This window comes from Flavobacterium amniphilum (assembly GCF_023634845.1).
GTDB lineage: Bacteria > Bacteroidota > Bacteroidia > Flavobacteriales > Flavobacteriaceae > Flavobacterium > Flavobacterium amniphilum.
This window is the reverse complement of the sequence record NZ_JAMLJL010000027.1, coordinates 24,730-37,248: the sequence shown is the minus strand read 5'-3', so window position 1 is coordinate 37,248 and position 12,519 is coordinate 24,730. Positions and strand designations below refer to the sequence as shown.

The 12,519-nt window shown below is 37.2% G+C and carries 14 protein-coding genes; 5 read left to right on the top strand and 9 right to left on the bottom strand.

The features are described 5' to 3' along the window. A partial coding sequence (locus NAT51_RS18930) for an HD domain-containing protein (RefSeq protein WP_250601537.1) occupies positions 1-374 on the top strand: 374 nt, incomplete at its 5' end. A 115-nt stretch (positions 375-489) separates the two neighbouring features. Further along, a complete protein-coding gene (locus NAT51_RS18925; RefSeq protein ID WP_250601535.1) occupies positions 490-1,203 on the top strand; it encodes a hypothetical protein in 714 nt (237 codons plus the stop codon). 34 nt (positions 1,204-1,237) lie between these two features. Here NAT51_RS18925 and NAT51_RS18920 read toward each other — a convergent pair whose 3' ends face one another. Further along, positions 1,238-1,585 carry an RNA recognition motif domain-containing protein gene (locus NAT51_RS18920; protein WP_250601533.1) on the bottom strand — a complete coding sequence of 116 codons (348 nt, stop codon included), beginning with the start codon at positions 1,583-1,585 and terminating at the stop codon, positions 1,238-1,240. A 132-nt stretch (positions 1,586-1,717) separates the two neighbouring features. Continuing rightward, complete coding sequence (locus NAT51_RS18915; protein ID WP_250601531.1) at positions 1,718-2,404, bottom strand: DUF6252 family protein; 687 nt, start codon at positions 2,402-2,404, stop codon at positions 1,718-1,720. A gap of 167 nt (positions 2,405-2,571) precedes the next feature. On the opposite strand from NAT51_RS18915, the gene NAT51_RS18910 reads away from it, so the two are divergent. From NAT51_RS18910 to NAT51_RS18900, 3 genes are read left to right on the top strand one after another with little or no spacing between them, the layout of a single operon-like run. Further along, positions 2,572-3,129 (top strand): 30S ribosomal protein S16, encoded by a 558-nt coding sequence (locus NAT51_RS18910; protein WP_250601529.1) that lies wholly within the window; start codon positions 2,572-2,574, stop codon positions 3,127-3,129. A 15-nt stretch (positions 3,130-3,144) separates the two neighbouring features. After that, on the top strand, positions 3,145-3,672 hold the full coding sequence (gene rimM, locus NAT51_RS18905; protein WP_250601527.1) for a ribosome maturation factor RimM: 528 nt from the start codon (positions 3,145-3,147) through the stop codon (positions 3,670-3,672). A 13-nt stretch (positions 3,673-3,685) separates the two neighbouring features. Continuing rightward, positions 3,686-4,390 carry a tRNA1(Val) (adenine(37)-N6)-methyltransferase gene (locus NAT51_RS18900; protein ID WP_250601525.1) on the top strand — a complete coding sequence of 235 codons (705 nt, stop codon included), beginning with the start codon at positions 3,686-3,688 and terminating at the stop codon, positions 4,388-4,390. A 29-nt stretch (positions 4,391-4,419) separates the two neighbouring features. Here the strand turns inward: NAT51_RS18900 and NAT51_RS19845 are convergent, their stop codons facing one another. From NAT51_RS19845 to NAT51_RS18860, 7 genes are all read right to left on the bottom strand, one after another. Then, on the bottom strand, positions 4,420-4,977 hold the full coding sequence (locus NAT51_RS19845; protein ID WP_394799713.1) for a thrombospondin type 3 repeat-containing protein: 558 nt from the start codon (positions 4,975-4,977) through the stop codon (positions 4,420-4,422). Beyond that, positions 4,977-5,579, bottom strand: coding sequence for a response regulator transcription factor (locus NAT51_RS18885; protein ID WP_250601523.1), 603 nt, complete (start codon positions 5,577-5,579; stop codon positions 4,977-4,979). The genes NAT51_RS19845 and NAT51_RS18885 overlap by 1 nt, the downstream gene beginning before the upstream one ends. 60 nt (positions 5,580-5,639) lie before the next feature. After that, positions 5,640-6,674 carry a hypothetical protein gene (locus NAT51_RS18880; protein WP_250601521.1) on the bottom strand — a complete coding sequence of 345 codons (1,035 nt, stop codon included), beginning with the start codon at positions 6,672-6,674 and terminating at the stop codon, positions 5,640-5,642. Positions 6,675-6,826: 152 nt separating this feature from the next. Next, a complete protein-coding gene (locus NAT51_RS18875; RefSeq protein ID WP_250601519.1) occupies positions 6,827-7,153 on the bottom strand; it encodes a hypothetical protein in 327 nt (108 codons plus the stop codon). Between the two features lie 100 nt (positions 7,154-7,253). After that, a complete protein-coding gene (locus NAT51_RS18870; RefSeq protein ID WP_250601517.1) occupies positions 7,254-8,531 on the bottom strand; it encodes a T9SS type A sorting domain-containing protein in 1,278 nt (425 codons plus the stop codon). Positions 8,532-8,535: 4 nt separating this feature from the next. Next, entirely contained in the window at positions 8,536-9,540 is a 1,005-nt protein-coding gene (locus NAT51_RS18865) for a hypothetical protein (protein ID WP_250601513.1), read from the bottom strand. Positions 9,541-9,616: 76 nt separating this feature from the next. Continuing rightward, positions 9,617-12,514 (bottom strand): sensor histidine kinase, encoded by a 2,898-nt coding sequence (locus NAT51_RS18860; protein WP_250601511.1) that lies wholly within the window; start codon positions 12,512-12,514, stop codon positions 9,617-9,619. Between the last annotated feature and the right edge of the window lie 5 nt (positions 12,515-12,519).

The following is a 12,519-nucleotide window of genomic DNA, read 5'->3' as shown; positions in this document are numbered from 1 at the left end:
TCGAAATTGATGCCGGCGACACTTTTATTTACGATACTGCGAAGAACCACAGCAATACAGAAGAAGAGCTTATGGCGGCGAAACGCATTTTCGGGTTATTGCCGGAAGAACAGGCGGCAGAATTTATTGCCGTCTGGAAAGAATTTGAAGACGGTGAAACCGATGAGGCAAAATTTGCACGCACAATGGACCGCTTTGAGCCTTTATTGCAAAACGTTTCAAATAACGGCGGAACCTGGGCTGAATTCAATGTTCCCTATGAAAAAGTTTACGGGAAGAAAAAAGCGATTGCTGACGGCTCGTCTTCGATTTGGAAGTATGCCGAGGGTTTAATTAATGAAAGTGTGGAAAAGGGAATTTTGAAGAAAGGCTAACCGGTATTTTGAATTCAGAAGTTTCTTTACTTCCCTCCCAACCTTTTCTTTCTGTTGACACTCTTACCAGATGAAATGCCTCTGTAAAAATCAGAAAAGCATTAAACACCCTATCATGCAACAATATAAATGCTTATTCACAATCCTTTTAATTCTAACTTCGGGAATTGTTTTTGCACAAAAAATTGAAAAAACAAAGAATTTCCAGGTTGAAGACCTCAAGTCAAAAAAAACAGGAATCAGTTTCCGGTTCTGGATTGACGGCCAAATCATCGAAATAGAACAATCAGCTGAGTTGGTTTATACAGGCCGTATAATCAATATTGCTGAAGAACAACCGGTTGATCCTTATTCACAAAAAGGAAAATCTGCCCAACCCTATACTATGTATTTTCAGATTAACGAATTACCGGAAGAGAAGGTAATCTGTGCTTTTGAAATCATGAATGCATACAAAATATCCGACTTACCCGACGGAAAATCAGTTCCCGGCTGGAATCGGGAATTTTTGGACGGATATTCATATATGACCGAACAGAACCTGAATGGGGAATATCAGGAAAAAAACTATTCCAACCCAAGCAGGCAAACCGATCTTCAGGCAGCTACCAATCTTATGGACTTTTATGCTGAACTGAAAAGAAATCTGGGACTGGGACGTAGTTTCAATACCTTTTTCAACAAGCTTAAAGTGGGCTGTTATAAAACAGAAAGAGGCGGTTATTATCTTCAGTGCCGAAAAAGCAAAATGTACGTTTTCTTTTACCGTCTTTTAAAAAAAAAGAATAAGACAAAAAAGTTGCCTTCAATAAAAAACCATCTCAATTGAGATGGTTTTCAAACAATGCTATAAAAATAACTTCTTAGTATCTTCCTCTATTGTTACCTCCACCGTAGTTTCCACCACCGCGGTTGTTTCCATAACTTCCGCCTGAACGGTTGTTACTGAAGCTTCTTCTTTCGCCTTCCGGTTTCGGCTCCGATTTGTTTACCACAATCGTACGTCCTTGTACACTGGCACCGTTTAGCTCTTCGATTGCTTTTAAAGCCTCATCATCGTTTGACATCTCAACAAATCCGAAACCTTTACTTCTTCCTGTAAATTTATCTGTAATGATTTTTACTGAAGTTACTTCACCATACACTCCGAAAGAGTCTCTTAAGTCGGCCTCGTCAATTGAAAACGGCAAACTACCTACAAAAATATTCATATATAAAATTTATAAATTTTGTCAAAGGTAGACTATTAAATCCGTAATTAACTGGATATTAAAGTTTTTATTTAAAAAAAAAGGAAGTCACTCTTATGAATGGCTTCCTTTTTTTATATAAGATTCAGGTTTTTATTGAATTGGCAAATTGTAAAAAACGCCGTCTTTGCATGAAACTACCTCTCTTGTAGCAGCATCATAAGCCGTAAATTTAAATTTTCCTGAAACAAGTCCGTCGGCATTTTTAGTAATCATAATCTGTCCGTTACTGTTGGCAACCGTTTTAATAAAAACCTTAGCGTTATTATTTCCGCCATTGATTGTTACAACGTCTCCCGGTTTGTAATCTGACCCCGGTGTATTGATTGTTGCTTTTGTAACCAATCCGCTTGCATTAGCCTCAATATTCAATTTTAATCCTGATCCCGTTCCGCCTGAAACAGACACTATTCCTGAAGTAACATAGCCACTTCCTCCATTAATGAGTATAGCTTCATAAGCAGCTGCTGTATTAATCCCGGTAGTATACAATCTGCTGTCTGTATTGCTGATTGGGTCAAATGTTGCCTTACTTGACTGATCGGTTGTACCTAAATAATAAGTCCCGACATTAGCAGAAGCCGTTCTTAAAATCATATTGTACTGGGTAGATGTTCCCTCAAGTACTAACTGTCCGCCTTCAATTTTGGCCGATTTAATATTTGCTTTCCAAATTTCGTTATTAACCCTTCCCTGAAAAGCCGGGTCATTGAATTCAACTTCGCTTTGACAAGAAATCAAGGCAGTTGCAAAAGATAACATAAGTATAATTTTCTTCATAATAGATGTATTTGTGGTTTACAAAAATATACTTTTCAGGTTTTGAAAACAGAATTCCTTTAAATATTTTATTCAATTGATACAAAATATCTTGCGAATGAAAATTTTGACTATATTTGCACCCTTAAATAACGAGGTCGAGTACCTCAAATTAATCAATAAAGATTATGTCAGTAAAAATCAGATTACAAAGACACGGAAAAAAAGGGAAACCTTTTTACTGGATCGTAGCAGCTGATGCTAGATCAAAAAGAGATGGTAGATTCTTAGAGAAAATCGGAACTTACAATCCAAACACTAACCCTGCAACTATCGACTTGAATGTTGATCAAGCGGTTACATGGTTATTCAACGGTGCTCAGCCTACTGACACTGCAAGAGCAATCCTTTCTTACAAAGGTGCTTTATTAAAACACCACTTAGAAGGCGGAGTACGTAAAGGTGCTTTAACTCCTGAGCAAGCTGAAGCTAAATTCAACGCTTGGTTAGACGAGAAAGCTGGAAAAGTAACTGCTAAGAAAGACGGATTAGCTAAATCTAAAGCTGATGCTAAAGCTGAAGCGTTAAAAGCTGAAAAAGCTGCTAACGATAAGCGTGCTGCTGCACAAGCTGAAGCGTTAAAAGCTGCTGAAGCTAGCGAAGAAGTTGCTGAAGAAGTTGTAGAAGCTGCTGCTGAAGAAGCTCCTGCAGTTGAAGAAAACAACAACGAAGAAACTGAAGCTTAATTATAACTGGCGGTAATGCGTAAAGACGATTGTTTCTATTTAGGTAAAATCGCTAAAAAATTTAGTTTCAAAGGTGAAGTCCTTATCTATTTGGATACGGATGAACCTGAAATGTATGAAGATTTGGAATCAGTTTTTGTTGAATTCAACAAAAATCTGGTTCCATTTTTTATTGAAAATGGCCAACTCCATAAGGGCGATTTCCTTAAAGTACGTTTCGAAGATGTAGACAGTGAAGAAGAAGCAGACAAATTAATTGGCTGCGAAGTCTACCTTCCTTTAACCATGTTACCAAAACTTGAGGGTAACAAATTTTATTACCACGAGGTGATTGGCTTCGATGTTATTGACCAGAGATTAGGAAATATTGGTAAAATTGTTGCCATCAATGACAGTGCAGCGCAGCCTTTATTCGAAATCGACAAGGATGGCATTGAAATTTTAGTTCCCATGATTGATGATTTCATAGTTGAAGTGAACCGAACAAACAAATCGATTACTTTGAATACTCCAGAAGGATTGGTGGATCTTTATTTGGGATAAATTCCAAATCACCATGTTTCAATTCAAACAATTCAAAATAGAACAAGACCGTTGCGCCATGAAAGTGGGCACCGATGGTGTATTGCTAGGCGCCTGGACACCAGTTATCAACAACCCCTATAACATACTGGACATCGGAACAGGAACCGGACTAATCGCTTTGATGCTTGCCCAAAGAACCCATGCCGAACAAATCGACGCCATTGAAATTGATGATGACGCTTATGAACAGGCTACGGATAATTTTGAAAATTCACCATGGAATGACCGTTTATATTGCTATCATGCCGGATTGGATGAATTTGTGGAAGAAGTTGAAGAAGAATTTGATTTGATTGTTTCCAATCCTCCCTTCTATACCGATGAATACAAATCGGGTGACGAACAGCGTGACAATGCCCGTTTTGAAGATTCATTACCCTTTGAAGAATTAGTAGAAGCTGCTGATTTTTTCTTATCTGACAATGGAATTTTCTCCCTGATTGTTCCTTTCAAAGAAGAAGAAAAAATATTGAAATTAACCAAAGCCAGATCCTTATTTCCATTGAAAATCACCCGGGTAAAAGGAACACCGACTACAGAAATCAAACGAAGCCTGATGGCCTTTACAAGAATTGAACAACCCGCAGTAATTGACGAATTGGTCATTGAAGTGGGGCGCCATGATTATACTCCGGAATATATCGCACTGACAAAGGATTTCTATTTAAAGATGTAACAAAAAAAGAGACCTTCCGATCTCTTCCTTTACAATTTAATTTTCCTGATGTATTGTTTATCCTTCACACCCACTCTTACTATATAAATTCCTTCCGTAAATTCCTCTAGATTCATGCGGTTTTGTGTAGGATTTATAAACGACCGGATCAATCTTCCCTTAAGATCATAAATCCGGACAAAATCGGCCAGCTCTTTAGAAGTTAAAATTAATTCGACCCCGGAATTATTTTTCATTACATATACCTTTACCGAATCATAGTCAAAATCGCCGGTATTCAGGGCGGGATCACATACATCGCCTATTCCGTTGCCATTGATATCTGCCTGATTTACATTATGAACATACGGACAATTATCACACACGTCCCCTATCCCGTCACCATCTGAATCCATTTGCGAAAAATTAGCCATATAACGGCAGTTATCGCAAACATCTCCACGTCCGTCAGCATCCTGATCCATTTGATCAGGATTAGAAACAGTTGGGCAGTTATCCATATTATTCAAAAATCCGTCACCATCAATATCCTGCGCAAAACCCACAAGACTCATCAACAATCCTAAAACTAAAAAACACTTATTCATTAAAATCTTTTATTTATCAATTCCTCCCTACTGCTCACCTGAAGCTTTTCATATATATTTTTTACGTGTGTTTTAATGGTATTCACACTTAAACAAAGCTCATCCGCTATCGATGCATAACTTTTCCCTTTGGACAATAAATCCAACACCTCATTTTCCCTTTGGGTTAAGTCGTTATGTGTTTTTTGCTGGAAAGATTCCACCACCATGCGTGCAATATTCACACTCATGGGCGCCCCACCCTGTCTTAACTGATTCAATGCATCCACCACTTTCTGTTTACCGGAATTTTTAGTCAGGTATCCTACAGCACCGGCACACAAAGCATCAAAAACGTATTGGGAATTTTCATGAACCGATACAACAATAATTGCCACTTGGGACAACAACTGCTTTAGTTGTTTAATCCCTTCAATACCGCTGATTCCCGGCAACGTAATATCGGTCAGGACAATATCCGGCTGCAACTCTTTCATTTTAGGCAAAGCTGACTCATAGGAATCGAAATCACCCACAACTTCATAACCTTCTTCCTGATTCACAATTTCTTTAAGGGATTTACGTAAGATTTCGTAATCCTCTATTAATACCACTTTCATCATATTGCAAAAGTAAAAAAAGCCGCCACAGGGACGGCTATGATCTTATAAAACAATTAGTATTTACTTTACAATAATTCTTGTCACATGCCTGTCCTGAGCTGAAGAAGACAGATTTACATTTTGGTTCTGGCCATTTTTCCAGACACGGATTAAATCCACTCCTGAAACAGTTTCTTCCGTACCCGAAACATAAACATCCTGACCATCGATATATATTGAAGTCGGAATCACTGAAGTTGGCACTGTCGTAAAATAATTTTGTCTCATACCGTTTTTAAACAAAAATGGTGTGTCAAAACCATTGATTACTTCATATCCTACTACATAAGTATCACCGGAGGAAGTAATGGCAAAATCTGTCGGGTGTGCATCTACACCATTTTGCGTCATCAATTCCACCAAAGTTGTTCCCGAAGTGCTATTGGTTTTAGCAATAACCGCCTTATTATTCAGGTAAAGCAATGTATAAACAAATCCTCCGGACATTAAAACCCTTTGAGGAATAGCACGTGTAGTACCATCTGTTAAATTAAAAAGACTATTATTAATCCAAACCACTGCTTTTGACTTGCTGCCTGATTCTATAATTTCACCCGCAATGCAGATATTATTCGCATCACCGTGGACTTTATCTGCTGTTTTAGAGAAAGTAGAGGTAATTGGCAACGTATTATAATTGCCGTTCAGCCAATGAGAAGCCTCCTGAAAACCGTTAATCGAACCCACAACATTCACTTGGTTGTTTTGGACAAAAATACCATTGGCATAATTTTGCCCCGTACCATTTGAAAGAGCCGTTTTAACTCCGTTCTTCCATAATGCTGCCTGTCTTATACCACTTGCATCGTCCTGACAACCTACAACATAAACATTGTCCCCATCAACGAACAAATCCCTTGGCAAAGCTGTTTTTATACCATCTGAAATATTTGAAGAAACACCATTTTTCCAAACTTTCAATGTATTTATACCTGATTCTTTTTCATAACCCAAAACATATACGTTTTTAGGCTGTTCCGATTCTTCCGATGTATTGTCTGTACTGCATGAAAACAAAGCAAAGACCAATGCCGGGAATAAAATTATTTTTTTCATATCTGTTGTACTATTATTGATTTCCGTAAAAAAGAAACCGCCCCAAAAAGAGGCAGTCCCAAGCGTAAACCAACCTTACTCTTTAATTACTTTTTTAGATAAAGTCCCTTTTTCTGTTTCCAATTGAATGAAGCATGAAAGAATTTCACTTTTTAAGGATTATACGCACCAGTACCCTGTTGCGCTGTATGACCTGTCTCATGACTTCCTAAAAAAGCACCGCTGTCCGTGCCCCCGAAGTTCATGTCTGTACCAGCCATCATTGCCATAGCCCCCAATGAAGCTTGAGGCGCGCCAACCGTAACTGTGATATTAGCAGGTATAGTAAACCCCGGCAATAAAGGAGGTGTAGTAGTAGTTGTAGTTCCTGAACCAGGGTTTGGCCCTCCAGTTACCGGACCACCACTGCCTCCGCCGTTTAATTGCGTCATTTCCTCCTTTGTCAATTTTAAATCTGAGAATTTTACAAGTGATTTCATATTTGTCTGTTTTAATTGAAATCCAAAAGTAAATTGTTTCCAAAAGAAAAAAATCACCCGAAAAGGGTGATTTTATCATTCAGGCAAAAGAAATTCAAAGTTATTCAACTATTATTTTTTTATCAGTCCATTCGTTACCTGAACGGATTTTTAAGAAGTACACCCCTTTGATTTTATTCGTTAAATTAACCTCAACCGTTGATTTGTTTTTAGCATCAACAATTCCTTTCACTACCTGTCCCAAGGCATTATAGATTATAATCTCATCTATATCTGTTGTTGCGTTTAGTACAAACTGACCATTGGACGGATTGGGGTAAATGATTACTTCACTTGCTGCAACAGCAGGATTGTCACTGATTATCTCTTCCTCTACTCCATCATCAGATGCCTCCTTGTAAGTTCCATATCCACGATAGCAACTTCCGTCTACATAAGCGTCAAAAATGCCGCCTTCTTCCACTATAAAACCATCTTCAAGGTCAATTTTATAAGTACTTTTTAAATTTAAAATCCCATTTGGTTTTACAACAACATCTCCATTAGGTATGACACTTGAGGCTACAACGGCCCTTCCAGCATAAATCCTTTTCCCTTCAATCGTTGGATTTGGGTTAAATTTCGTCGGGCTTATTATCTTATTCTGTAAGTTAACTGTTTTGGATTCACATTCACCTTCCTTGTAGAGACTTACATTGTCCAACAATACAGTTAACTTTGTAGAAGACGACCCGCTGTCATACATCATTGGCAAAAACAACAATGTACTGGTATCAGTATCACCTTCGGTAGAAAAGTAAACCGTTCTCATTTCCCATCCCGAAGTTCCATTTTGAGGAATAGCATATGAATCCAACACTCTTAACACATATAAATCCCCAGCCCCTTGCATACAGGGACTTCCATATCCATAATAATAATATGGATCTAATTCATCATCAGTAGCCACCACGTAAAAACGTCCCAAACCATTTACATTACTATAACCTGCTTTAACATAATACACAAATCTATAATTTGTATGAGGTTCCAACTTATAGCTATCTATATAAACCGATTCCGTCAAGACATAAGGATTAGTATATGGAGGAGTAGTATAATTTCCTAAAAAGTTCTGGGACGACAATGACAAACAAGTATTCCCGTTATCAACTTCAATACTCGGCGTCCCTTTAAAAGTTCTCCAATTTGTCAAACAATCCACTTTTTGATTATAAGGATTATTCCTTATAAATGATATGCTCGGACACATATTACTGGAATATATATTTGTACCATATTCAGGATTTACTGTTTCAAAATCTTCCTGAAAAATTTGTGCCTGTCCATAATTCCAAATGAAGAAATTAATGAGTAAAAAATATAATGACTTTTTCATCGCATTATTTTTGTTTGTTCAACAAAGTCTCGATGCTTTCCAATCGTTCCTGTAACTTCTTATTCTGCTTTTCCAATTCAATCACATACAAGGTCAATTCCTCTATTTTCTGCATGTGTTTTTCCTGCATCTGTGCCACATCAATGCCGTTTTCCACTATTTCTTTTTCAGAAGGAATATTAGGCAAGTGTTTATTCTCCTTGATAAATTGTTCCACATCAGACAAAGCCGGCAATTTATAATCAGCAGCAAAAACATAATCAGCCCAAACATCGCTTCTAACCCTGATTGCTTTGGCTCTTAATTCTCCGTCAAGGCGCAATGTTTTGCTTGCATCCAATCGCATTAAAGTTACATTGGATTGTCTCCAGGTAAATCCGCCTAACATATTTGTAATATCAAAATAAGCCTCACCTGCTCCTCCAGAATAGTAATTATCAGTAAAACTTATTCTCAATCCTTTATTGTAGACATTACCAGTTGTATTCACCGTAATTTCCTTACTTCTCACTTCACCGTTCACATTCAGTTGTGTAGTGGGTGAAGTAGTCAGGGTCATTTTTGCACCATCGGATATTGGATAAGTCGCAGTTCCCGGCGTCAGGTTGTTCATTCCATAAAAATCGATATTCCCGCTTTGAAAGCGCATAAAAGAAGCTTGATTTGAAGTTGGGATAAAAGTAGCACCGTCACCGAAAACACCGGCACCGATAAATCCGGAACCGTTCATTCTGACATCTCCGTCGGGGTAACAGCATCCACCACCAAGAAGCCATAATCCTCCCTGCATGGTAGGACGGTCTTTAAAGAAAACCCCTCTTTGCAGTCCGGTTATAAACGAAACCAGGTTTTGGTTTGTTGGCTCAGTTGTCTGCTGAATCAACAACCTGTTATTGTCGTTAACATTGTTTATTTGAACCGTTCCTGTTGCAGGAAATTGATTTTGTGCGTAAGTAGTGACACTAGTTCCAATAAAAATAAAAGCAGAAAGTAAAATTGTCTTTTTCATTCGTTTGTTTGTTTTGTTTGCAACAAACTTAATTGAAAAAGCAAGGCTCAATATCACCCATAAAGGGTGATTTTAACTACATTTCTCCTATAAAAACAACAGAAGTTCCTGATATAGAATTGATTTTGAGTTGGCCCTTTAGCTTATCTGCGCGTTTCTGAAGATTGAAGAGTCCGTTCCTGCGGGAGATGGTTTTCGGGTCGAAGCCAATACCGTCGTCTTTAAATTCGACGAACAATATACCTTCTTCCATTTTAAAAATCAGGGTTCCGGTTTTGGCCTGACTGTATTTAAAAGAATTGGTCATGGCTTCTTTAAACAAAAGCAGTAGCTGGCGGTTCCAATAATGCGGCAACAAAAAAGCCGAATTTTCGACATGATTGGTTACAATAAATTTGATATTGGAATATTCAAAAAGATTTTCCCCAAAATCGGTCAATGCAAAAATCAATTCTTCGAGACTACCGTTTTTACTGTCGATGGCCCATATAAAATCACGTATTCCCTGAAACAAATCCTGACTGTCTTTATTGATTCGCTCCACGACTGCATAATCGTCAGAATCTTTCAGTTTTTCGGCATGCATTAATTGATCAGACATTACGGTTATTCCGGCAAGCTTATTACCTAATTCGTCATGGAAATCCTGGGCTATATTTTGGCGCATTTCGTTGAGTTGCATTTCCAGTCTTTGATTGGAATCCAACAAATCCTGAAGTTTTTGGGTACGCTCCCTCAATCGTTTAAATCTTAAATTTATGATACCGAAAATCACACCGAGTACCAAAAACACTCCCGAAAGCAACACATACCATCTGAAATACCAGGCAGGAACTTTATCGATGATCACCCTTGAAGAATAACTCCAATCTGAGAAATAATATCTCGCCCGGAACTGTAACGTAAATTTACCTGATGAGAAATTAGAAAAATCGACTGTATTCCCTTCTAATTTAACCCATTTTTCATTATTGAGTTTATATTCCAATAAATAATCGGAATCACTGAAATTGATTACATCGGCAGTAACAGCAAAGTTTTCATGAGAATCTATCTTCATCTCATCATCCTTAATAGTTCCGCCAGAATTCGAATTTAAATGAATCGCTAAATGATTTGCCTTTTTTAATTCATGCATATCAAAAACATTTACTCCTTTGTTACCCATACAAAGAAGTTTATCTTTTCCGAGAATATAAATACGTGAATAAAAACTGGAAGCCAGTCCTTCTTTTCGTGTAAAACGGTAAAACTGACCATCATTAAATCTTACCAGTCCTTTCTGACTGGCTATCCATGCCGTACCATTTTTTTCTATGACAAAATCGTTGAAAAAGTCATTTTTATCATTATCATAAGAAAAGATACTGAATTTGCCCTTTTCATATATAGTCAATCCTTTTAACCCTAACATCCAAATTTGAGAGCCATTTTCCGCCACATCTATCACTTGGTTGGAAAGCAATCCTTCCTTTTCGGTAACCCTACGGTTATTTTTCAGGTTTTCATCCAAAACAAATATCCCCTGATTGCTTAAAACCCAATACTCATTACCCGTCTTGACTATTCCTTGAATCTTGAGGTTATTTTCTTCCGAATTAGGGACTTTAAGAAATACTTCCGAAAGTTTGCCATTCTTTTTTACATATAAGAGAGCATCTCCAAATACAAACTCAACAGCACCGATCTTCTTTTGATACATGCGTGTTTTGTTTGTCAAAAAATAAGGTCCTACTTGTTTTGAAAATGCATCCGGTTTTTTTGTCTGCATATATAAAGTATCTGCAGATTGATTTTTAAAATGAACTATTCCGGGAACAGGTATTTCTTTAAAATCAGTATTCTTTTTATCAGAATAGATGATCTTATCGGTACCTACAAAAAAATTAAGAAATTTAGTTGACTCAAAATCAAAAACATATTGATTTTCCAAATAATTCTCCTCCATCTGAATTTGTGGTTTTTTCACAGAGAACAATCCGTTACCATACGTACTTATCCAAAGAATGCCTTCATTAGACAACAAGATATCACTTACCGGAGCTTTAAGAAAATCTTCGCTCAAAAAAGTATATTTTCCCGTTTTCTTTCCGTACAATACAACCTCATGATTATTGGTTGCCTTGTCCTGTACCAAGTAAGCTTCAGACTCTTGGTTTTCTGCATACTGAATAATTCTTTTTCCGGGCAGATTGCTTTTTCTCCTGCTCAGTATACGTTTGGAATCGAATTCGATCAGTTCATTTTCAGTAACTGCCAAAAAATGTCCTTCTTTTGAGTACAATCCAACAACAGGAATATCTTTCAGAAACGGAAACGGAAAAATGGTTTTTGAATTACAGTCAAATTTCAAGATACCTTTCAATTTTGGTGTATACTTATCTGAAATGCAATACAGCTGATTATTCACTTTCACAATCTGTATCAATTCAGAACCGATTTTATTTTTTCTGAAATAATCCTTTATTTTGTCTGCCTCCTTCTGACTAAACCATCTATATCTGCCTTTTATTTTATAAAGATCATATAATGCAGATTTTAACGCTCCTTTTTGATAAACCCTTAATCTGCTTTTATTCTCAACAGCAACTATTTTATCTTTGTATTCGACAACATGATTTAACTTCTGATGCCTAAAATCCTTATCACCTATAGGCGTGAATTTACCATTGGAGAAATAATAAGCGCCAGCACCCCATGTAGCTATTATTTTTTTGTCTTTTGAAATCGATTCACTCACCCCAATTACAAAACCACTCTGTAATCCTTGGTTCTGGGCATAACTCACAAAAGTGTTTCCGTTAAATTTCACCAGACCATTATCAGTTCCCAGCCAGATATAACCTGATTTATCCTGGATAATCTGATAGCACAGATCATGCGGTAACCCATTCTCAGAATTGTAATGGGTAATTTTAAATTGTGAAAAGCAGCAATTATAAAAAAGGAAAATAAAAACCGACAGTATCCGCATGCAGC

Excerpts from the sequence above, each read along its gene's own strand:
- NAT51_RS18925 (WP_250601535.1), top strand. The coding sequence starts at position 490 with ATGCAACAATATAAATGCTTATTCACAATCCTTTTAATTCTAACTTCG.
- NAT51_RS18920 (WP_250601533.1), bottom strand. The coding sequence starts at position 1,585 with ATGAATATTTTTGTAGGTAGTTTGCCGTTTTCAATTGACGAGGCCGAC.
- NAT51_RS18915 (WP_250601531.1), bottom strand. The coding sequence starts at position 2,404 with ATGAAGAAAATTATACTTATGTTATCTTTTGCAACTGCCTTGATTTCT.
- NAT51_RS18910 (WP_250601529.1), top strand. The coding sequence starts at position 2,572 with ATGTCAGTAAAAATCAGATTACAAAGACACGGAAAAAAAGGGAAACCT.
- rimM (WP_250601527.1), top strand. The coding sequence starts at position 3,145 with ATGCGTAAAGACGATTGTTTCTATTTAGGTAAAATCGCTAAAAAATTT.
- NAT51_RS18900 (WP_250601525.1), top strand. The coding sequence starts at position 3,686 with ATGTTTCAATTCAAACAATTCAAAATAGAACAAGACCGTTGCGCCATG.
- NAT51_RS19845 (WP_394799713.1), bottom strand. The coding sequence starts at position 4,977 with ATGAATAAGTGTTTTTTAGTTTTAGGATTGTTGATGAGTCTTGTGGGT.
- NAT51_RS18885 (WP_250601523.1), bottom strand. The coding sequence starts at position 5,579 with ATGATGAAAGTGGTATTAATAGAGGATTACGAAATCTTACGTAAATCC.
- NAT51_RS18880 (WP_250601521.1), bottom strand. The coding sequence starts at position 6,674 with ATGAAAAAAATAATTTTATTCCCGGCATTGGTCTTTGCTTTGTTTTCA.
- NAT51_RS18875 (WP_250601519.1), bottom strand. The coding sequence starts at position 7,153 with ATGAAATCACTTGTAAAATTCTCAGATTTAAAATTGACAAAGGAGGAA.
- NAT51_RS18870 (WP_250601517.1), bottom strand. The coding sequence starts at position 8,531 with ATGAAAAAGTCATTATATTTTTTACTCATTAATTTCTTCATTTGGAAT.
- NAT51_RS18865 (WP_250601513.1), bottom strand. The coding sequence starts at position 9,540 with ATGAAAAAGACAATTTTACTTTCTGCTTTTATTTTTATTGGAACTAGT.
- NAT51_RS18860 (WP_250601511.1), bottom strand. The coding sequence starts at position 12,514 with ATGCGGATACTGTCGGTTTTTATTTTCCTTTTTTATAATTGCTGCTTT.